This window comes from Candidatus Margulisiibacteriota bacterium (assembly GCA_003242895.1).
GTDB lineage: Bacteria > Margulisbacteria > Riflemargulisbacteria > GWF2-39-127 > GWF2-39-127 > GWF2-39-127.
The window spans coordinates 16,866-38,072 of sequence record QKMY01000054.1; the positions used below are offsets into that span (position 1 = coordinate 16,866).

At 39.7% G+C, this 21,207-nt stretch carries 19 protein-coding genes; 3 read left to right on the forward strand and 16 right to left on the reverse strand.

The window, feature by feature from the left end; genetic code table 11:
• Window positions 1-36: 36 nt before the first annotated feature.
• A complete protein-coding gene (locus tag DKM50_09045; GenBank protein PZM79472.1) occupies window positions 37-1,719 on the reverse strand; it encodes a glutamine--tRNA ligase in 1,683 nt (560 codons plus the stop codon).
• A gap of 270 nt (window positions 1,720-1,989) precedes the next feature.
• Here DKM50_09045 and DKM50_09050 point away from each other — a divergent pair, with 270 nt between their 5' ends.
• The 3 genes from DKM50_09050 to DKM50_09060 all read left to right on the forward strand — a co-directional run bounded on the left by DKM50_09050 (window position 1,990) and on the right by DKM50_09060 (window position 5,400).
• Entirely contained in the window at window positions 1,990-2,520 is a 531-nt protein-coding gene (locus DKM50_09050) for a hypothetical protein (protein ID PZM79403.1), read from the forward strand.
• Window positions 2,521-2,626: 106 nt separating this feature from the next.
• The gene (locus DKM50_09055) at window positions 2,627-4,729 is read left to right on the forward strand and encodes a hypothetical protein (protein PZM79404.1); all 2,103 of its coding nucleotides are present in this window, start codon (window positions 2,627-2,629) and stop codon (window positions 4,727-4,729) included.
• A gap of 389 nt (window positions 4,730-5,118) precedes the next feature.
• The gene (locus DKM50_09060) at window positions 5,119-5,400 is read left to right on the forward strand and encodes a hypothetical protein (protein ID PZM79405.1); all 282 of its coding nucleotides are present in this window, start codon (window positions 5,119-5,121) and stop codon (window positions 5,398-5,400) included.
• A gap of 256 nt (window positions 5,401-5,656) precedes the next feature.
• Here the strand turns inward: DKM50_09060 and DKM50_09065 are convergent, their stop codons facing one another.
• The 15 genes from DKM50_09065 to DKM50_09135 all read right to left on the reverse strand — a co-directional run bounded on the left by DKM50_09065 (window position 5,657) and on the right by DKM50_09135 (window position 21,197).
• Window positions 5,657-8,140, reverse strand: a complete 2,484-nt coding sequence (locus DKM50_09065) for a sodium-translocating pyrophosphatase (GenBank protein PZM79406.1) — start codon at window positions 8,138-8,140, stop codon at window positions 5,657-5,659.
• A gap of 111 nt (window positions 8,141-8,251) precedes the next feature.
• Window positions 8,252-8,572, reverse strand: coding sequence for a 4Fe-4S ferredoxin (locus DKM50_09070; protein PZM79407.1), 321 nt, complete (start codon window positions 8,570-8,572; stop codon window positions 8,252-8,254).
• Window positions 8,573-8,581: 9 nt separating this feature from the next.
• Window positions 8,582-9,661 carry an NADH-quinone oxidoreductase subunit D gene (locus DKM50_09075; GenBank protein ID PZM79408.1) on the reverse strand — a complete coding sequence of 360 codons (1,080 nt, stop codon included), beginning with the start codon at window positions 9,659-9,661 and terminating at the stop codon, window positions 8,582-8,584.
• 3 nt (window positions 9,662-9,664) lie between these two features.
• Window positions 9,665-10,063, reverse strand: coding sequence for an NADH-quinone oxidoreductase subunit C (locus DKM50_09080; GenBank protein ID PZM79473.1), 399 nt, complete (start codon window positions 10,061-10,063; stop codon window positions 9,665-9,667).
• Window positions 10,064-10,085: 22 nt separating this feature from the next.
• Complete coding sequence (locus DKM50_09085; protein ID PZM79409.1) at window positions 10,086-10,595, reverse strand: NADH:ubiquinone oxidoreductase; 510 nt, start codon at window positions 10,593-10,595, stop codon at window positions 10,086-10,088.
• Entirely contained in the window at window positions 10,535-11,386 is an 852-nt protein-coding gene (locus DKM50_09090; GenBank protein PZM79410.1) for an NADH-quinone oxidoreductase subunit H, read from the reverse strand. The genes DKM50_09085 and DKM50_09090 overlap by 61 nt, the downstream gene beginning before the upstream one ends.
• Window positions 11,383-13,266: an NADH-quinone oxidoreductase subunit L gene (locus DKM50_09095; GenBank protein ID PZM79411.1), complete on the reverse strand. Its 1,884-nt coding sequence runs from the start codon at window positions 13,264-13,266 to the stop codon at window positions 11,383-11,385. Before DKM50_09095 ends, DKM50_09090 begins: the two co-directional genes overlap by 4 nt.
• A gap of 120 nt (window positions 13,267-13,386) precedes the next feature.
• Window positions 13,387-14,091, reverse strand: a complete 705-nt coding sequence (locus DKM50_09100; protein PZM79412.1) for an amidotransferase — start codon at window positions 14,089-14,091, stop codon at window positions 13,387-13,389.
• Between the two features lie 77 nt (window positions 14,092-14,168).
• On the reverse strand, window positions 14,169-14,609 hold the full coding sequence (locus tag DKM50_09105) for a V-type ATP synthase subunit K (protein ID PZM79413.1): 441 nt from the start codon (window positions 14,607-14,609) through the stop codon (window positions 14,169-14,171).
• Between the two features lie 27 nt (window positions 14,610-14,636).
• Complete coding sequence (locus tag DKM50_09110; protein PZM79414.1) at window positions 14,637-16,457, reverse strand: hypothetical protein; 1,821 nt, start codon at window positions 16,455-16,457, stop codon at window positions 14,637-14,639.
• Between the two features lie 2 nt (window positions 16,458-16,459).
• Window positions 16,460-17,068 carry a V-type ATP synthase subunit D gene (locus tag DKM50_09115; protein PZM79415.1) on the reverse strand — a complete coding sequence of 203 codons (609 nt, stop codon included), beginning with the start codon at window positions 17,066-17,068 and terminating at the stop codon, window positions 16,460-16,462.
• A 9-nt stretch (window positions 17,069-17,077) separates the two neighbouring features.
• Window positions 17,078-18,382: a V-type ATP synthase subunit B gene (locus DKM50_09120; GenBank protein PZM79416.1), complete on the reverse strand. Its 1,305-nt coding sequence runs from the start codon at window positions 18,380-18,382 to the stop codon at window positions 17,078-17,080.
• Window positions 18,382-20,106: a V-type ATP synthase subunit A gene (locus DKM50_09125; protein ID PZM79417.1), complete on the reverse strand. Its 1,725-nt coding sequence runs from the start codon at window positions 20,104-20,106 to the stop codon at window positions 18,382-18,384. The genes DKM50_09120 and DKM50_09125 overlap by 1 nt, the downstream gene beginning before the upstream one ends.
• Window positions 20,087-20,593: a hypothetical protein gene (locus DKM50_09130; protein ID PZM79418.1), complete on the reverse strand. Its 507-nt coding sequence runs from the start codon at window positions 20,591-20,593 to the stop codon at window positions 20,087-20,089. Before DKM50_09130 ends, DKM50_09125 begins: the two co-directional genes overlap by 20 nt.
• Window positions 20,586-21,197 (reverse strand): hypothetical protein, encoded by a 612-nt coding sequence (locus DKM50_09135; GenBank protein PZM79419.1) that lies wholly within the window; start codon window positions 21,195-21,197, stop codon window positions 20,586-20,588. Before DKM50_09135 ends, DKM50_09130 begins: the two co-directional genes overlap by 8 nt.
• Between the last annotated feature and the right edge of the window lie 10 nt (window positions 21,198-21,207).

Genomic DNA, 21,207 nt, shown 5'->3' on the forward strand with positions numbered 1-21,207 from the left:
TTCAGCTTTATTAATCCGACAAATCCCTAGTCTTTACTATGATTTCTTCTCGATCTTACTCCAGGAATCACGTAATGCGACGGTCCGATTAAAAACCAGAGTATCTGCTGTAGCATCCGTATCGACACAAAAGTAGCCCTGCCTGAGAAACTGATATGGTGTTCCCGGTTTTGCTTCTTTCAATCCGGGTTCAACTTTGCAGGCCTTTACTTCTAACGAGTTAGGGTTCAGGTTTTCTTTATAGTCTTTTCCTTCTTCGACTGCCGAAGGGTCTTCCTTGGCAAAAAGGTGGTCATATAAACGAACCTGCACATCAAGTGCATGGGCAGTCGATACCCAGTGCGAAGTCCCCATAACTTTACGGCCATCTTGTGACCAGCCGCCACGGGTCTCCGGATCGTAAGTACAATGAAGCTCAAGGATCGCTCCGGTAACCTCGTTCTTCACAACACGCTCGCATTTAATATAATATGCATGTTTAAGTCGAATTTCTCTCCCTGGTGCTAAGCGAAAGAACTTTTTAGGCGGATCTTCAAGGAAATCGTCTTGTTCAATATAGAGCTCCCGTGAAAATGGGATCTTACGAGTTCCGGCACTTGGATCTTCCGGATTATTCTCTGCATCCAGCCACTCAACTTGTCCTTCAGGATAATTATCAATAATAACCTTAAGCGGATCGAGCACAGCCATAACTCGCAGCGCTCGCTTATTGAGGTCTTCTCTTAGACAATGATCGAGAAGAGCGAAATCGATCGTACTATTAGTCTTGGCGACACCTATCCGATCACAGAACTCACGGATCGATTCCGGAGTATAGCCACGCCTGCGCATTCCGGCAAGAGTCGGCATTCGCGGGTCATCCCAACCGTTGACAAATTTGCCTTCAACTAGTTCAAGCAATCTTCGTTTACTCATAACCGTATAAGTAAGATTAAGCCGTGCAAACTCTATTTGCTGAGGATGAGCCCCTACCCTAAGTTCATCAAGGACCCAGTCGTACAGCGGTCGATGGTCTTCGAACTCTAAGGTACAAATAGAATGGGTAATCCCTTCCAATGAATCAGAAATACAATGTGTATAATCATACATCGGATAAATACACCACTTGTCACCAGTCCGGTGATGAGTGGCTTTTTTTATTCTATAGATTATTGGATCTCTCATATTCAGATTCGGGGAAGCCATGTCGACCTTCGCGCGAAGAACTCGAGCACCTTCTTCGAACTCGCCGCCTTTCATCCTCACAAAAAGATCGAGGTTCTCTTGAACAGCACGTTCACGATAGGGACTGTTTGTTCCAGGCTTGGTTAGCGTCCCTCGGTATTCCCGCATTTGCTCAGGGGTCAAATCACAAACATAAGCCTTGCCTTCATTGATTAACTGAAGTGCGTACGCATAGAGCTGATCAAAATAGTCCGAAGCGTAATAAAGTCGATCATCCCAATCGAACCCTAGCCATCTGACATCTTCCTGAATAGAATCAACATATTCAACATCTTCCTTTGCAGGATTGGTATCATCAAACCGGAGATTGCACATTCCTCCGTATTTTTTAGCTGTTCCGAAATTAAGACATATTGATTTAGCATGTCCGATATGCAAGTATCCATTCGGTTCAGGTGGAAATCTGGTAATTACTTTTCCGCCGTGCTTATTAGTTTTTATGTCATCCTCGACAATCTCGTGGATGAAATTAGTTGAGCCTGTGGTTTCTATCATTTCTGTCATGGTCGTCTTGACCCCTCTCTTCATCTGATTAACTTTTAAATAAAATTTTTGATTCTCATTATATGCCTACACTATGCCTTCGATAATATTTTACCATATAATAATACTTTGGAAGATAGAAAATTACGCTCCTCCTCGAAAGAAGTTCGGTGCTCTCCCGCAGTAACATATATTTCTAAATCCAGTCGATATAAAGATAGAAGAATTGAGAAAATCTGCTTATCGGAGTAGAATTAAAATTACTTAATTAAGGAGATGAATATGAATAATTTTTTGCATAACATATCAGAGATGATAAAAAAAGCTCAAGAGAGCGAATATTCAGAGGATTACCAAAGAATTAGTTCTTTAATTCACGACGTGAAAACGATTATCCAGGAAAATATCCAAAACAAAACCAGAGCAGATATCGAAGCCGTAATCCACAAGCTGGAAAATAATCTCCGGTTAACAGATAGCGACATTAATTATATCAGACTATGGATCATTGGCGACGCCATTAATTATAAGAGAATGGAAAATAATTTCGATGATTGGCTCAGCGAACTTAAACGATTGGAAGAAGTCATCACATCCTACGCAGAGAATGGAAACCTGGAAATGGGTGATTATTACAAGCTTCAGGGAATAATGGAAGATTCTGCCAGGCTTATTCCAAACATTATTAATTATCTCGAAAAAAAAGAGAGAATTAATAATTTTGAACAATATTTTAGAGATAATTATGAACAAAACAGAAAAATAATTATAGACATTCTGGAAACAAAATTAAACGCGGGCTTAGGGCAATAAGTATTCTTTCCGTTTCGGCGCATGTCTTTTCTCCATTAGCATATTATGATAATCAAAATTATTGTGCTCTCACTCTAAATTATGTATTATTAGAGAAAGGGAAAAAATGATTAATAGATTCACCTCTGCTATTGTTTATTTATTTATAGTCTCGCTAATGATTACATCTTCATCATTTGCCATGGATGCGCTCGTCATAAATAACCCTGGAAGTTATTATAAACTTGGAACTAAGCTTGAAACGTTTGAAGATAAAAGCAGAACGCTAACTATTTACGATATTATGAAGCCAGATATTTCAAATAAATTCATACGAAGTAAAAAACAAGTTCCCAACTTCAGTTATACGAAATCAGCTTACTGGGTGAAGTTCAAAATAAAAAATAATTTGCCGGACCAGAAAGATTGGCTTCTTATTGTGGTAAAAACACAAACCGATAAAATAAACCTTTATATTCCGGAAAAAAATGGAGTAATAACAGTAAAACGCGCAGGAAGATTGTACGAGTTCAAGGAAAGAGACGTCCAGCACCAGAATTTCATTTTTAAGTTAAGAATTGAACCCGGGACAGAAAGAACCTTCTACATGCGCTTCGAATCGATAGAAGGCATGTCGATACCAATACAACTATGGTCACCGGAACAATTTACAGCCCGTGACCATAAGGAGCAGATCGCTCACGGTATTTATTATGGCTGGGTACTCGTTATGATTATCTACAATATGTTCCTTTTCTTTGCCCTCCGTGATAAGAATTACTTATATTATGTTATGTTCATAAGCAGTTCTCTACTTTTCATAGCTACCAAGAATGGAATAACCTATGAATATACCGTTCCCTTATGGAATTCGCGAATTTTCTTATTTTCATTGGCCAGTACTGTGTTTTTCATATACTTGTTCTCCAGAAACTTTCTGGTTACAAAGAAATACCTACCTCGCTTTGATAAAATAATTGTGTTCTTGACTACCCTTAGCGGCCTTATTGCGGTTCTTTCCATATTTGCCAATTACAGACTCATGAGTAAACTGGTTCTCATGATGATAGTACTAGCCCCTATCTTTATTCCAGTAGGCATCATCTGCTGGAAAAAGGGATACCGCCCGGCACGATATTTTCTCCTGGCCTGGGCAGCACTCATTACTGCCGCAGTTGGAAATGTAGGATTATTACTGAATATTTTGCCAAGAACTTTTATTTCACAGTATGGAGTACAGATCGGCTCTGCCCTCGAGATAGTTTTGCTATCTCTAGCATTGGCAGATAGGATAAATGATTTACGGGAGGAAAAAGAGAAAGCCGCACAAGAACTCCAAAAAGCCCACACAAAACTAGCACAACACGCAAGCATCCTAGAGCAAAAAGTAAAGGCCAGGACCCTCCAGCTGGAAATGAAAAATGAAATATTACTCGAACAGAAATCTGAATTAGAAACGGCAAATGAACAAATAAAAAAACAAGAAGCCATGCTTATTCAACAAGGAAATCTAGCTATTCTGAAAGATATTACTGCGAGTATTACGCATGAGATCAACACACCGCTACTCACTATTTCACTTATATCAGGTAATCTAAAAAATTATTTACCGACTCTATATGATGCAGCCAAAATTAAAGATGATCAAGCATATAATAATACCTATGAACTTTATGAAGAAGATTCAACGATGCTACAAGATGCGCTCAATCAGATACGGCAGCAGCTCTTAAACCTGAAATCCTTCATAAAATTCCAGGATCATAGTGATAATTTCAATATAAATGAGGAAATTGAAACAACCTTAAGCATATTAAATTTTAAGCTCCTTACCGATATAACCATAGTAAAAGATCTTGATCAAACAATACCTCACATAAAAGGTAGCGCCGCCCTAATGAATCAGGTATTAATGAACTTGATAAAAAATGCAGTTGATGCAAAAAAAGACAAAACATCGGGAATAATTAAAATAAAGACCTATGAAAAAGAAAACAATATCATCATAGAAATTATTGATAATGGAATTGGAATAAACTATAGCGACTTAGCCCGATTATTTAAAAATAACTTTACTACTAAGAAAAATGGATTGGGAATCGGATTGAGGTTATCCCATGAGATCATCAGAAAATTAGGTGGTATTATTGAAGCAGAAAACAATCCTGATTCCGGGACTACCTTCCGGATACTATTAAATAAACAGTCCTCTTATCAGAATAGTGTCTGACATTATTATTTGCTAACCCGCTATAAAGGAAATTAAGACGATTTCCGAAGATAAATGAAATGAACGCAATCAATAAGTATGACAAGATTAAGATAAACAAACACGAAGTCCCTATTCTATATTAACTCAAAGACTTAATTACCGCCATAATAGTCCTTTCCAGTCAGTAAGCAGCCTCCCTTGTCTCACCCAAACAAAAGCCGCCTAACCCCATTGTCGTGACATACTGTTCAAATTTATGGATAACCTTCCGCCTGGAAAACTAATTATAGCTTATCTTTCTTGTATGATAAGACATACGTGAGAAATAAAGTTTAAGATATCATAAAAAAGGGTATAATATATAAGTAATTTAAATGTTCAATTGTAAATACCCAAGGAGGTGAAGTATGAATATTAATACCCAATATAGCGAATACGGATATTCATCTAATCTACAAAGAAGTGGAAATACCGAAGAACCCAAACAAATAGAAGCAAAAAAGCCGGAACAGGTACAACCACCCCAAGAAGAACAAAAAAATCAAAAAGTCGAAGAAATAAAGGAACAAAAAGAAGAAAACATTAAGGCTGAAAACAAAATAAAGCAAATCCAAACATACAACCCTAACGGTATAGCCACAAAAACTGCATCGCCGGATACCTCATCAACTCAGTCATTCTTTGCATAACCGATTTGTACGGGGAAAAAAGCAACTGCAGGTTGTTGTTGTTTCTAAATTCATGTCCACAACATATCTGCCAGAGCTTTGCCGCCGACTTCCTTCAGATTCCACCTCACGATGGACACGCTTGTCTTAAGCTAACGGTTGCACTATCAACCCCCGTATCGGTTTCACACCGACTAGAAAGCGCCCATGCTGGGCGCACAAAAAAAAAGTCCCCGGATAAAAACGGGGACTCTCATTTAACTTAAAATAAACTCTTTTATGCGTTTTGCTTTACTGCTTCTTTTGACTGATTTATATTATTTTTTTTTTCGGAATCAATACCTATTGCATCAGTACTTTCAATCCTTGGAGGTATTCGCATACCATAAAAAGATCGAGCAACAAAAAATAAAGCTATTAAGAAAAATACTGCACCAACGTAATAAGCATACCCTCTGAACGCAGGGGAGATGGCAATTTCCATTGCCAATATACCGAACAAAGTTGTGAACTTAATGATCGGATTTAGTGCAACAGATGAAGTATCCTTAAAAGGATCGCCAACAGTATCTCCAACCACGGTAGCATTATGCAGCTCAGAGCCTTTTTCTTTTAATTCAACTTCTACAAGTTTTTTTGCATTGTCCCAGCATCCGCCGGCATTTGCCATAAAAATAGCTTGAAACAAACCAAAAATTGCAATAGAAATAAGATAACTGATGAAAAACGCTGCCGGTGCATTAGATTTAACTGGCGCGGAAAAGAATGCAAACGCTAAAGCAAAGGAAAATATTGCAATAAAAATATTGAACATCCCTTTTTGCGCGTATTGAGTACATATCTTTACTACTTCTTTAGAATTCTCAGTTGAAGCGCTCTTACTGCTGCTATCAAGATCAATATTATTCTTAATATATTCTACCGCTCTATATGCACCAGTAGTAACAGCTTGTATAGAAGCTCCGGTAAACCAGTATACAACTGATCCACCAGCTAAAAAACCTAATAACGTATATGGATTCAACAAATTAAGTATAGATTCTGGCTCAATACCCAAAGACTTCTTCATTAACAGGATTAAGGAGAAAATCATTGTTGTTGCTCCAACAACAGCCGTTGCGATCAGAACTGGCTTAGCAGTTGCCTTAAAGGTATTACCTGCACCGTCATTTTCTTCTAAATAATCTTTTCCAGCTTCGAAGTCAGGCTTGAACCCAAAATCTTTTTCAATTTCTTTACTTATGTTCGGTAACGTCTCAATAAGGGACAATTCGAAAATAGATTGCGCATTGTCAGTTACTGGCCCGTAGCTGTCAACAGCGATGGTAACTGGTCCCATACTGAGAAAACCGAAAGCAACCAGTCCGAAGGCAAATACAGTTGAATACTCCATAAAATTAGAAAGCCCAGTTTGACTTGCAAGATAGGCGATAAACATAAGGCCCATAATAACAATTCCTTGCCAGAATGCGCTGAAGTTACCAGCAACTAAACCAGACAGGATATTGAGGGAAGCTCCACCTTCTCTTGAAGCTATTACAACTTCTTGTGTATGTTTTGATTTTGTACTTGTAAATACTTTGGTAAATTCTGGAATAAGTGCTGCACCAATTGTTCCACAGCTAATTATTAATGATAGCTTAAACCATATTTCATATGGAAGAGAACTCAACTGCCAGTAACTTGCTAAAAAGGTTACCACAATAGAAAGAATTGAGGTAATCCATACTAATGATGTTAATGGAAATTCAAAATCAATTTTTTCTTTTCCACTGAACATTAGGCTTACAAGGCCATTATTGATGTAATAAGCAACTATTGAAGTTACTATCATAAGAATTCTCATTACGAATATCCAAGTTATCAGGTCAGCCTGATAATCAGGGAATACCCCTAATATTATAAAGCTGATTAAAGCAACACCGGTTACGCCATATGTTTCGAACCCGTCAGCAGTCGGTCCAACGCTATCTCCCGCATTATCACCGGTACAGTCAGCAATAACTCCAGGATTTCTTGGATCGTCTTCTTTGATCTTAAAAACAATCTTCATCAAGTCTGAGCCAATATCTGCAATTTTAGTAAAAATACCGCCACAGATACGAAGTGCACTGGCTCCTAATGATTCACCAATTGCAAAACCGATAAAACAAGCACCGGCATACATCTTAGGAACGAATAACAGAATGATAAGCATCAAAATAAGCTCTACACAGATAAGAAGCACACCGATACTCATACCGGACTGCAAAGGAATATTGAGTACTTTTAGCGGTTTCTTTTCAAGTGAAGCAAAAGCTGTCCGGCTGTTAGCCAAAGTGTTAATCCTGATTCCAAACCATGCCACACCATAAGATCCAAGGATACCGATTACTGACCAGGCAAGGATTAAGAGGACTCCATTTAACGGCATTTGCTGCAGAACCTTGAAATAGTAAAATATGCAGGCACCAATAAAAAGTTCTAAAATAACAAGAAATTTTCCTTGCTGAATTAAGTAAGTCTTACAGGTCTCAAAAATTACCTGTGAGATATTCAGCATGGATTGATGAGCAGGCATACTCTTTACTCGAGCATATTTATATAACCCAAAGCCCATTCCTAATAAGCATATACCTAAACCTAGTATCAACAGATTATGTTGCGTTGCATTGAGATCAGGGATAATTAAATCTGCTTCGCTTGCCATCAACGGACTTGAAAAAACAAATAGAAAAACGCTAAAAATAATACTCTTCAACTTTTGATTATTCCAAAACACATTATTCTCCTTTTTTTCTTTATTTAGAATTTAGTACATCTAAATTCAATCTACCTCGCGTGAGTGATAGATTTTTATGACCAAACATGCGCTTTTTAGGATTGGTATCAACTATGAAGCCATATTTACAGCAAGAACCGGATCCGTATAATGGTTATCCATATTCAGGCATTTTTTTGGGCAACTATCTACACAATAATTACAGGTGATACACTTTAACGGATCAATATGCCATATTTTTCCAGCCCGATCTACTGAAATTGCTCCAGTCGGACATTTTTTCTGACAAAGAGTGCAATAGCTACATTGTTCCGCATCAAAAACAATTTTCCCTCTCGTATTGGCATACGATTCTCTTACTTGAAACGGATACATTGCCGTAGCTGGCTTGGTAAATAAATTTTTAATAATAATTTTAGCAATATCGAACATTAATAGTTATCACCTTTCCGTACAGCTAATACACGGATCAATAGTCAATACTAGAACAGGCACATCAGCCAAATCACAACCTTGCAATGTTTTTGTGAGCGCCGGAACATTGGCAAAGGTAGGAGTTCTCACCCTCATTCGTTGCAAGTTCTTGGTACCATTACCCTTTAAATAATAAACAACCTCACCTCGCGGTTGTTCAGTTCTTATGAAAATTTCACCATCCGGGTTACCGATAACTTTTACTTCGATAGGACCTTCTGGCATTGAATCAGCCATTTGTTTAATTATATCAATTGATTGAAAAATTTCCTTAATTCTCACAACACAACGTGCATAACTATCTCCGGCAGTCTCAATTATAGGTTCAAAAACAATATCTTTATAAGACCCATAACCTAATACGCGAGCATCCTGACTAACACCACTTGCCCTTAACACAGGCCCAACTGCACCCAAGGAATAAGCATCATCCTTCGAAAGCACACCAACACCTACGAGTCTATGTTTAACAGAATAGTCCGATATAAAAACATTCGTGACATCTTTAATCTCTTTCCTAAACCCATCTAATTGCCCGATAATTCTCACCAATGTCTCGTTATCAATATCTTTTCTAACCCCACCGACTTTGCATGACCCAAAAATAACACGTCCACCAGTTGTTTCTTCAATAATATCGAGAACTTTTTCACGAATTTTCCAGCACATCATAAATAAATTTTCGAACCCAAGCGCATCAGCCATCAAGCCTAGCCACAAAAGATGACTATGAATTCTTGACATTTCTGACCATATAACCCTAAGAGATTTGGCTCTATCAGGGACTGTAATGTTCATCATACCCTCAACCCCGTGACAGTAAGTCATCCCATGAATAAAGCTGCAAATACCACAAATGCGCTCTGCAACGTATACCAGTTCAATAAAATCTTTTTTTTCAACTAACTTTTCAAGTCCTCTATGAATAAACCCAATAGACGGAATAGCTTCGAGAACCCTCTCATCTTCAACAACTAGATCGAGGTGTATTGGTTCCGGCATTACCGGATGCTGAGGACCAAAAGGAATAATTGTACGTTTTGACATAATTTAGTCCTCTCTACTTTCATTCACACCTTGCTCGATTACAGATGCACCAACAACTGATTTACCTGTATTAAAAGGTGTTTTGATAGCTGTTTTATAAAAATTGCCGTTAAAATTAATGTTTATATTACTTACATTCACACCAAAAAGATCATGTATCTCGTTCTCATAAACAAAAGCACCCCAATAAATACCGCTGATACTTGGAACTTCTGCATCATCTTTAATAGTAATTCGATAGTTTACAAACTGATAATCTTTATCAAAAGAATAATTGATTTCAAGATCATCAAGCTTGGTACAGCCAACCTGAACAAGGCGATAACCATTGTTAGCCATTTCCGTAACCTTAGCTAAAAGGTCGATAGTTTCAATCTCAATCATTTGTTCTTTATCTGACATATTATTATCCTTAACAACTATATTATTTAGCATTTAATTTCTTATATTTTTCATCGAGCACTCCGAGAGCTTTAACAACGCCATCGATTATCGATTCCGGTCTTGCTGCGCATCCCGGCACATAGACATCTACGGGAATTAACTTATCCGCGCCACCCATAACGTTATAGCATTCGCTGAAAATTCCTCCTGAAATAGCACAAATGCCTACAGCAATAACTACCTTTGGTTCGGGCATTTGATTATAGATATTCTCAATAACCGTCTTATTTTTCTCATTGACTGATCCGGTAACTAAAAAAAGGTCTGCCTGTTTTGGATTGCCGGTATTAATAACTCCAAATCGTTCAACGTCATATACTGGGGTTAAGCAGGCAAGCACTTCAATATCACAACCGTTGCAGCTTGACGCATCATAATGTATAAGCCATGGGGATCTCTTTAAATATGACATAACCGGATTAACCTCAATTATAAAATAAACATCAGAACAAGAATATTCCCTAATCCAAAAACCAAAGCAACAATCCATGATGATTTCAACATAAACTGCCATTTGACCCTAGCATAACTATTATCTATAAATATTTCCAGAAAATAAGTTGCCAGGCCAACAATAATCGCGAGAATTGGATTAAAAGAAAAAAACAAATAAACAATACCAAGAATGAATACTTTCTCGTACCAATGTGATATCTCTATTAAACCTAAGGTTTTTCCAGAGAATTCGGTAGTAATTCCGCTAATCAGTTCCTGATGTGCGTGATGTGACATCGATAGATCGAAGGGAGATTTTCTGAATTTAATAGTGATAACATAGAGCAATCCGATAAATATTCCAAGTAAATAGATTATCATAGGACCTTTAAACATAACAATCTGACTGACATTAAAACTTTTTGTTACCATATACATACCTATGACGGTAAAAAGCATCATTGGTTCATACGACATTATCTGGATAAGCTCCCGGTTCGCACCAACATGACTATAAGGAGAGCTGGTTTTGAAGCCGCCGAGAACAAAGAAAATATCAGCTAAGGTTAAGGCAAAAAATATTAAAAGAAGATCTCCGCCAGTAAAAAACAAAGCACCGACAAAAACGACGAAAATCAAATAGAAAAAAACGAAATAGTTTTGTGATCTTCTCACTGCAAGATTCTCTTTTTGAAAAAGCTTTCGCACATCGTAGAATGGCTGAAGTAATGGAGGTCCAACCCGACGCTGCATTCTTGCAGATATCCGTCGATCAATACCAGTCAAAAATCCACCAATTAACGGCGCAAAAAATATATAAGAAATTATTATGATTAATAGCTTCATATAAGTGTTATCCCAAACATAATTACTAAAAATATACTCGTTAAAATAACGGCGATTTTTGAAAGTTTTGCTTCACCAAAAAAAGGTTCCAAATAATAATTACCTAAATGTATTTCCTGAACTTGTCCTAATGACCCGAGAAATTGTGTGTTCGGGGTAATGTTCGCACCATTCATATTTGTATCTACCAATTTTACTTTTTTGGTATAAGCCAGAAAACTAAAGGGGAATAGCATTACCAATACAAGCATAATCGACATAATAATGAGATTACCGCCTCCCATTGATGTCGTCTGTCCATAGACACTGATGACATAAGGTTCGATAAGTATCATAGACAGGAAGGGAAAAACTGCACAAACGGCAATAGTAAAAAATGCTAATACATAAAGAGCTAACCACTCTTCTTTGCTAATTGTGTTTTCAATAACTTCACGGATATTTACTACACTTATTAACTTGCCCATCCACTTAACCCAGAAAACCATTGTAGCGGCACTTCCAAAAACTACCAGCGCTGCTAAAACCGGACTAACATCAATAAGGGCTTTTAATACCGCCCACTTACTTATCAACATACCAAACGGGGCGACAAACATACCAGCCATACCAATAAGCATCATAATTGCTACTTTAGGCATACTGATGATTAGGCCATCCATATTTTCGATATTCTTACTGCCAATCTTCTGCTCAACAACTCCTACGCACAAGAAAAGAAGACATTTCGCTATGGCATGGAAAATCACGAGCAAAATACCCGCCCAAACCGCTTCATAGGTGCCGATACCCGCACAGACTACAATCAACCCTAAATTAGCAATGGTAGAGTAAGCCAATACCTTTTTGGCATTGCTCACAGAAATCGCCATCAATGAAGCAAGAAGGAAGGTGGTTCCGCCCACCAATGCAACCATATACCCGGCCCAGGTACCCATCATTAAAGGGGCAAGTTTCAACATAATATAGACGCCCGCCTTAACCATCGTACTTGAGTGAAGCAGTGCAGATACTGGCGTGGGAGCTACCATCGCGCCCACCAACCAGGAAGAAAACGGCATCTGAGCGGACTTCGTAATACCGGCAAAGCTTATAAGAACAGCCGGAACAATAACAACAATACTGCCTAAAGCCAGCATTTTGTCGAGCTCAACAACTCCGGTAGAAAAATAAAGATAAACAATTGCTATTGCAAAAGCAAGACCACCCAGCAAATTCATGACTAATGCTCGCAAGGAGTTCTCGATTGAAATGTCAGTCTTCTTGTAGCCAATTAACAGGAATGAACACAAGGTTGTAATTTCCCAGAAAAAATAAAGCCAGATTAAGTTATTAGAAAACACAATACCAAACATGGCAGATAAGAAAAGGAACAAGACAAAGAAAAAGAAACGACTTCGATCTTGCAACTCCGACTTATCATGGCTATGAAGGTCTTTCATGTACCCTAAGGCATAAACGCAGATTAAGCTGCCAATAATGCCAATAATAAGCGCCATTATAATGGAGAACTTATCAACAAACAGATTATGCTCCGGGTTAATAAGATGTCCGGTAGTAAGTTCGAAATAGCTAATAATAAGACATTGTAAGGCAATTAACAACGAAATAAGATATTTTTTGTGTTTAATCCCAACATAAAAAACATAAATTGCCAGGACTATTTCTATCGCCAGCATTGCATTAGTTATTAAGTGCGATTCTAATTTAAAAAATATTGCATCATGGGCAAAATTAATATAAAGGAGATAGATTGATGCGGCTGAAATAGCGGCTGCGGCTACCTTAACAATAATACTTCGCAGTTTATCATTTGAAACTAAAAGTAATAGGGTCGCAGTTAAAAAAGGAAATATTATTAAAAACAACAATAAATTCATAAGTCACAATACTTTTTCTGATAATTATTTTTGGAACCGTTTATTATTTTAATACATCAGAAGTAATCCTGCAAGACCAAATATATTTTTTCTTTTTCGAATCAACTCCTTTGGACATTATCAGGAATTAAGTATCTCCAGGTTCGTCAACAACCGAACCATCTGTTGATTTGCAGAAATGAGGTTATCCTTATTTTCTTCACTGACTATCGAGGCTTCCGGCTGTATATAGCTGGAAGTAACGAGCTCTTCCCGACAATTTTCGATTAGATTGTGCAGGCTCTGGGAAGACGCTTCCAAGTGGAATTGCAACCCCAGGACTCTATTCTGATAAATAAAGGCCTGGTTCACACAGGCCTCACTCTGAGCTAGACGCTGGGCCCCAACCGGGATTTCAAAGGTATCGCCATGCCAATGGAAGGCCATAAACGTATCAGGAAAACTACTAAACATCGGAGACTGACGTCCTTGCGCTGTAAGATTCACCTGAAACCACCCGATCTCCTTGCAGGTATTGCGTTTTACTTCAGCACCCAAAACAGCGGCAATCAGTTGGGCACCCAAACAAATCCCGAGAACAAGCTTGTTACTATCGATGGCCTGTTTAATAAACGCTTTCTCCTGCGCAAGCCATCCATACCGGTCTTCATCATAGACCCCCATCGGCCCTCCCATTACGATTAGCCAGTCAAAGGTATCCTGAGCGGGAAATGTATCTCCCCGATACAACAGCGTGGACGACAAAGTATTATTGCTCTCTCTGGCCCACAGGCTAATCATGCCGGGGCCTTCGAACGGTACATGCTGTAAATAGTGAATTCTCATTTGATACTCCTACTAATATTATAGAAAAAGCTGACATATCTGCCGGTTATTTGTTAGCCTAATATTACGAGAAAAAACTACACTTTTGGCAGGGCAGTTAAAGAAAATACCATAACAAAAAGGGCTACCGTTTCTATGATACCGAGAACCATAATATAGTTGGCAAATCCTTTTCCTGACTCAACCATTGCATCTGCTGCACTGGCGCCCGCTTTCCCCTGCATCCAGGCCGATAAGGCCAAAGCTATACCCGCAACCAGGCCTATGAGCATTTGATAAGGGTACGTCTCCGGGGGCAAATTGGCAGTTTTTATTGCGTTACGCAGGATCATTCCGTATATTGTCTGCGATAACGGAGCGCCGACAAAAGCGATTAAAATGAACGGAGCAGCCTTGTTCTGCATAAACGCTTTCTTCCAGGCACCAATAGCCGCCATCCCTGCAACTCCAGTCCCCATAGCTGAACCAACTGCTGCTATTGTTAAGGACAATCCCATATCACCTAGCCCACTAATCATATTTTCTTCCTCCTTTTAATATTAATACTATTCATTATTCTCACCCTTTTGTTCTCTTTCGTGCTCAATGCCATCAAATGGTTGATAATACTTTCCATTCCAGGATATCCCCAAATGTCCGGAAAATTCCAGCATATTAAGCCTGATCCCATGCACAATTACAGCCATAAATCCCAGAATGATATTTAAACTATGGCCCAGAAACAATATTGTTGCAGCAATTAAGCCGCTGACAACACTATCTACGCCTCCGGCTAAGGCCATCTCATTAAAACTGGCAGACATTATTGCCGAGGCATACCCTACAGCAAAAAGCCGCAAATAGGAGACAACATCGGAGAAAGAGCTAATGACGTCAAGAATCAAATTAGGAAGTATCGAAACGCTCCCTTTGATAATATTTTTTTGAAAATTTGCGAATATGAGAACAAGTCCAATTCCTGTAATTAAGAGACCCCCGCCATAAGCCGGAAACGGATTTCCAAGGACCAGTGTACCGGCGGCAAAGAACATTCCCCAGATTATCGAGATCCAGCCAAGTTGGGCCAGGACCTTTATAGAATTAGCAATACGCAATCCTTTTAATATATGTGCTATTGTTAATTGTATCGCTCCCAACAGAAAGCAGAGGGAGATAATATTGTCTCTGCTACCTTCCGAAAAACTGCTTAATTGAGCAATAATAAGGCTATTAAAAAAAGGCAGCTGAGCGATTTTTTCAAAGCCAAACCAGGACCCGGTAATTGCTCCCCAGATTATGGTCAAAATACTCAGCGTGTACAAAAGGAAAAAAGGTTCGGAAGGGGCGGTTTTATACTTTTGCCTCACCAGAAAGGTTATGCCCAGAAACAACAGCCCATACCCGGCATCGCCAATTAGCATCGCAAAGAAAATAGAAAAAAAGATAAGGAAAACCAGGCTGACATCATGTTCATCGTAGCCGGGGAATGTATTCATGAACTTAAAGATAGGATCAATAATTCTTATCCATTTAGGATTGGTAATGTACACAGGCGTGTCGCTTACATCATCAGGCGGCTCAATAACATAGCCTGCCGCCGATTTTTCGGCCACTTCAATTATGACTTTCAAAAACTTTTCCGGGCAATAACCCTGAACATAAGAAAATTGGCTTTCTTCATGCATGCCATGTTTAACTTGTAGCAGCTTCAGGTTAGCCTGCATTTTTTTTTTATAGTGCTGCAACCCGGGAAAATAAGCTGCATTCGCAGTAAAATAATCAAATATTCCCTGTTGGGCCACACTGATCTTTTCCAGGTCAGCTTTGAGTTTCTGATATGATATTTCAGGCAATTCGATTTTCTCAAAAGGGAGAACCGAAGGTTCTTTATAACAGATTTCGACAAACCATATGAGATGTTTTTCTTTTTTAATCGTTATGATGGGCGCAGTGCCTTTGATCCTCTTATATTCGTCAGGGGAGGTTTTATAGAAAGAAAGAAAGATTCCTTTTTGCTCAAACCGCTTAATGTCTTCAAGGGAAACAGTTCCCCACCCGGAATACCAGTTGAGCTGAGCTTCCAAGGTTTTTCTAAGGGAATCCAGTTCTTCAAGCTGGCTATGCTTATTAGCGATCGTGCGTGAGAGCTCAACATACGCGGCATCCGAACTATCGCGAACACTGCCTAGCTTGTGGTTATAAGGAGTAAGAATTGAAATTGCTCTGTCTACAATAGTAAGTTGCTCTACTACGGTATTGATATCGCAGGAAACCGGGGACTGGCTGGGCTTAATGTGCAAGACGCCGGCAGTTCTAAGCTGCTGAATAAAAGAGTCCCGCTCTTTTTCAGTAACTATCAATGTTAGTTTTTTCATTTTTTCTATCATTATTACACCGGATACGCCGATTTCTTTTGAATTTTTGATTTGGCAATCTTTCCCTTAGCGACTGCGGCTGTCTGGACATCGCCCAAATAGATACCTATTTTCTTTATATGATCTTTTGTCTGAGGTATCTTTACCTTTTCAAAAAGATTAACCCGTTGAGTCGTAATCCTTAGCTCGTCCTGAACCAGGGCAAGTTGCTTATCGAGTATTTCCAGCTTAACACTAAGCACCATCCTTTGCTTGAGGACCACTATCCCTGTATCTACCCAAAGTGGAGTACCATAAAAATCGTAGTCCAGCACTTCGAACTCCATACCGGCAAAGGTTGGCACATCAATTCCTGCTATATTGCCGGTTCTGGTAATTACCGACTTTACACTAAGAAGCTCTTCAATTCCGGCATTTTCACTGAAAACATCAATCCACGCAGAAAGCTTCGTTTCTAATTCGGTCTTTTCTGCCCGCACTTGCCCAGCCAAGTGAATTATTTTTATGATCTCTGCCTGCAACTGCTGCTTTTTGAGCAATAGCGTCGGAAGGTACTGATTATACCGTTTGAGAGCATCTTTCTGTTTTTTTAATTCGTTCTTAGTTAGTTTTATTTTTTCCATTATTAACTTCTAGGACAATCCATTCTTCGGCCAGAATTCGCTAATTAGCTCTGATCTGAAGTTGGTTTCTTCGGGATTAAAGCAATCGCCTAAAATTTTCCAACCGCTGTCTAAGGCTTCTTCTAAAGGAATATTCACCTTTAAATCCATCATCTGGTTTTCGAAAAGTTTTCCGTATTTAAGAAGCTTGTTATCCCAATCGCTCATCCTGAAACCCATTGACCGCTTTTCTTCGGTTTCTTTGTACTGGGAATAAAGCTGGATCATTCCGTCCATTATGGCACGATGATCTTTTCTTGAATCTTTATTGACTAGCTGCTTCAAACGGCTCAGTGAACCAAACGGCTCAATTCTGCCATTCTTGAGATAGAATTGTCCTTCAGTGATATACCCGGTATTATCCGGTACCGGATGGGTGACATCATCGCCAGGCATCGTGGTAACTGCCAGGATAGTAATCGACCCGGCGCCCTCAAAATCGACAGCTTTCTCGTACCTGAAGGCTAATTGGCTATAGAGATCGCCAGGATACCCACGGTTTGAAGGCACTTGTTCCATGGTAATGGCAATTTCCTTAAGCGCATCGGAATAGTTCGTCATATCGGTCAATAATACCAGAACCTTTTGTCCCTTGAGGGCAAATTGTTCTGCAACTGCCAGTGCAAGGTCAGGTACCATTATACCTTCAACTATCGGATCGGCGGCAGTATGAATAAAGAAAATACTCCGGCTGAGGGAACCGCCGTCTTCCAGGGTTTGCTTAAAATACATATACTGGTCATATTTCAAGCCGATCCCGCCCAAAACGATGAGATCAACTTCCGTTTGCAGGGCTATTCTGGCAAGGAGTTCGTCATAAGGTTCACCGGAAACCGAAAATATAGGTATCTTTTGAGATTCAACTAAAGAATTAAAAAGATCGATCATAGGAATGTTCGTACGGACCATTTTGCTGGGAACAATCCTCTTAACCGGATTGGCAGAAGGTCCGGCAATCTCAACCAGATTATCGAGAATATGCGTACCATTATCGCGGGGCTTGCCGCTACCGTTAAATATCCGGCCTAACATGTTTTCGGAAAACCCGACTTCCATAGGATGCCCAAGGAACTTGACTTCATCGCCCGTAGAAATCCCTCGCGACCCGCTAAAAACCTGTAAATAGACAATATCCTGATCAAGACGAATCACTTGCGCCAAAGAGCTGCCTCTTTTTGAGGTTACCTCGGCTAATTCATTATAGGCCACATCCTGTGCCTTAACGGTTATAACATTACCGGACATGCTCAAAATCTTTGTACAGACTTTTCTCATTAATTATCTCCTTCCAGTATGTGGAGTATTTCTTTTTCCTGGGCAATAAATTCCGGAGAATTCCATGGTTTGTAGTTCCAATCAATAAACTTGTGCCGTAAATGATAAAAAAACTCTCTCGCTTCTTTCTTATCCCTAAAAGACAATTCTTTCTGGAGAATAGTTATCACACTATCAAAAACCCGTTTTTGCCTGTCTGCAGAGGTTGCTGCGTCTACTTCATCAAAAGCATTCTGTTGTAAATAAACGCTATCGATAAAATCACTTTTGAGATAGAGCGTGTAATCATCAACAGACGTACCCTCTTCTCCGACAACTTTCATCATCTGGTTAACATTATGCCCGTTCAAAAGGACCTGTTTAGCGATTTCGACATGATCCCGGGCAATTATACTTTTGTATTTGCTCCAGCTCTCCAGAGGATCAATTGACGGGAACTTCCTGGCATTAGCTCTATCCCGAGACAGTCCATGAAAGGCACCCACAACCTTAAGCGTGCCCTGAGTGACCGGTTCCTCGAAGTTTCCTCCTGCCGGACTCACGGTGCCGCCAATGGTCAGACTTCCGATCGAGCCATCGAATAATTCTACCAGCCCCGCCCGTTCGTAAAAACTGGCAATACGAGATTCCAGGTAAGCCGGATAGGCCTCTTCCCCCGGGATCTCTTCTAATCTGCCGGAGATCTCCCTCATTGCCTGCGCCCAGCGAGAAGTCGAATCGGCTAGCAGCAATACTTGCAGCCCCATTTGCCGATAGTATTCTGCCGTTGCCGCAGCTGTATAGACAGAAGATTCCCTGGCGGCTACCGGCATAGAGGAAGTATTACAGATTATTATGGTCCTTTCCATGAGCGACCGGCCGGTTTTAGGATCAAGGAGTTCCGGGAATTCTTTCAGCGTTTCGACCACTTCTCCGGCTCTTTCTCCGCAAGCCGCGATAATTACGATATCAACATCGGCATATCTGCTGGTCAGTTGCTGCAACACCGTTTTTCCTGCGCCAAAAGGCCCGGGAATACAATACGTCCCACCTTTTGCTATAGGAAAAAGGGTGTCGATGATCCTTACTTTGGTTATTAACGGCTCCGTTGGCGGGAGCTTTTTTTGATACGCAGTTACCGGTATCTTAACCGGATAATTGAAGACCATGGTCAAGTCCAGCGTTTTGCCTTTGCTGTCTTTGATCACAGCAATCTTTTCATTAATAGTGTAACTACCCGGAATAATAATTTCTTCTACGGTATATTCATCCGCTAAATAGAACGGGACCATGATCTTGTGCCTGAATATCCCTTCCGGGACATAGCCCAGCGGATATCCTGCCAGCACCTTGTCTCCTTTTTGGGCGAGCGGTGTGAAATCCCATTTCGTGTCATCAGATAAGGCTTTCTTTTCAACACCTATCGGCAGAAAGAATCCACACTCTTTCGCAAGGCCTGGCAACGGGTTCTGAAGCCCGTCAAAGATCTGGGCCATCAGCCCAGGCCCAAGCTGGACCGAAAGCATATCCCCGGAAAATTCCACATTGTCCCCGACCTTAACCCCGGTAGTATTTTCGAATACCTGAAGAAAGGCTACATCTCCATTGATCCGGATCACTTCTGATTTCAAACGTTTGTTGTGCGTTATTACATAAGCGACTTCGTTCTGCATGATATCTCCGTCAAACCGGATTGAGATCATGTTACCGTTTACAGAAAGTACTTTACCTATTTGATTGTTCATACGTTACCTCACATAATTGATAGAATTTTTCTTTACCTTTATTCTTATCAAAGTTTGCTAATCTTTCTAAGATTCCGGTTTTGATACAATAAATCATCAAAAAATTTATATCAAAATGATACATAAATTCTTTATCTTCCAAAAAATCCCACTTTACCTGTTCATATGATATTTCCATCAAAAGCGGGTCGGACTGTTCCAATATCTTTTTGCTGTTCCGGTCAAGGTCCTGCTGATTATGCCCGGGTTTCCTTGCCTGAGCAAGACTTGCCTTAAGGGAATGTTCAAACGCAATCCATTCCTTTAAAAAGTTATTATTGCCTTTATATGCCTTAAAATTTTTGTTATTAACGAGAGTTACCTCGTCAAGATCTTTTTCAGAAAGCCATTTTTTACATTCTTCTAAAAAAACAGCCACGGTTATAGGCGGATTCGCAGCAAACTTCAGGTGCGGCAAAGAAGCCGCTAAATAATAATAACTACCCATTACTGCTCCTATCCAGTATTTTAACAATTCTGGGATTAAGATAGGCTTTTAAGGTTTGGGCAATTGCTTCGTCGGTAAAATCATAATATGAATTACTATCTTTGAGTCCGATCCTGAACCCTTTTTCGACTTTATCGGACCCCTTGATTGTCAGCTCTTCGGCTAAGACTTTTTTAAGCATATTATCAGACATTTTATCCAGAGCGGTTTTGTCGGCCGGGCTCAACACTACTTCCAGAGCAGTCGTCCCATCTGTATTAAATTGTGCCGCGATCTTAAGCAGCATCTCCTTAATCACTTCAGGACTCATTTCCCCTGAAATTTCTCTCTTCATAATAGCATCAAAAAGATCAATAATCTTTGATTTCAGTGCCAGTACCGTATCCCTGCCAGCCAGGCGAAGGGCTTCTTCCCCGTTTTTGATGATCCTCTCAGATTCCTCCTTCGCTTGCCGGATAATTTCTTCTTTCTGCTTATCGGCCTCGTGGAGCTTGTTCTTAGCTTCGGCGTGCGCCTGCTCAATAATTTTGTCGGCAGTACTGCGGGCTTCTTCAATACCTTCTTTTTTTATTTTTTCAATAAGACTTCCCAATTCTGACGTCATAGAATGACTC

Excerpts from the sequence above, each read along its gene's own strand:
- DKM50_09095 (PZM79411.1), bottom strand. The coding sequence starts at position 13,266 with ATGAATTTATTGTTGTTTTTAATAATATTTCCTTTTTTAACTGCGACC.
- DKM50_09130 (PZM79418.1), bottom strand. The coding sequence starts at position 20,593 with ATGGGTAGTTATTATTATTTAGCGGCTTCTTTGCCGCACCTGAAGTTT.
- DKM50_09055 (PZM79404.1), top strand. The coding sequence starts at position 2,627 with ATGATTAATAGATTCACCTCTGCTATTGTTTATTTATTTATAGTCTCG.
- DKM50_09125 (PZM79417.1), bottom strand. The coding sequence starts at position 20,106 with ATGAACAATCAAATAGGTAAAGTACTTTCTGTAAACGGTAACATGATC.
- DKM50_09100 (PZM79412.1), bottom strand. The coding sequence starts at position 14,091 with ATGAGAATTCACTATTTACAGCATGTACCGTTCGAAGGCCCCGGCATG.
- DKM50_09090 (PZM79410.1), bottom strand. The coding sequence starts at position 11,386 with ATGAAGCTATTAATCATAATAATTTCTTATATATTTTTTGCGCCGTTA.
- DKM50_09135 (PZM79419.1), bottom strand. The coding sequence starts at position 21,197 with ATGACGTCAGAATTGGGAAGTCTTATTGAAAAAATAAAAAAAGAAGGT.
- DKM50_09105 (PZM79413.1), bottom strand. The coding sequence starts at position 14,609 with ATGATTAGTGGGCTAGGTGATATGGGATTGTCCTTAACAATAGCAGCA.
- DKM50_09120 (PZM79416.1), bottom strand. The coding sequence starts at position 18,382 with ATGAGAAAAGTCTGTACAAAGATTTTGAGCATGTCCGGTAATGTTATA.
- DKM50_09045 (PZM79472.1), bottom strand. The coding sequence starts at position 1,719 with ATGATAGAAACCACAGGCTCAACTAATTTCATCCACGAGATTGTCGAG.
- DKM50_09085 (PZM79409.1), bottom strand. The coding sequence starts at position 10,595 with ATGGATTGTTGCTTTGGTTTTTGGATTAGGGAATATTCTTGTTCTGAT.
- DKM50_09115 (PZM79415.1), bottom strand. The coding sequence starts at position 17,068 with ATGGAAAAAATAAAACTAACTAAGAACGAATTAAAAAAACAGAAAGAT.
- DKM50_09075 (PZM79408.1), bottom strand. The coding sequence starts at position 9,661 with ATGTCAAAACGTACAATTATTCCTTTTGGTCCTCAGCATCCGGTAATG.
- DKM50_09070 (PZM79407.1), bottom strand. The coding sequence starts at position 8,572 with ATGTTCGATATTGCTAAAATTATTATTAAAAATTTATTTACCAAGCCA.
- DKM50_09050 (PZM79403.1), top strand. The coding sequence starts at position 1,990 with ATGAATAATTTTTTGCATAACATATCAGAGATGATAAAAAAAGCTCAA.
- DKM50_09060 (PZM79405.1), top strand. The coding sequence starts at position 5,119 with ATGAATATTAATACCCAATATAGCGAATACGGATATTCATCTAATCTA.
- DKM50_09080 (PZM79473.1), bottom strand. The coding sequence starts at position 10,063 with ATGTCAGATAAAGAACAAATGATTGAGATTGAAACTATCGACCTTTTA.
- DKM50_09110 (PZM79414.1), bottom strand. The coding sequence starts at position 16,457 with ATGATAGAAAAAATGAAAAAACTAACATTGATAGTTACTGAAAAAGAG.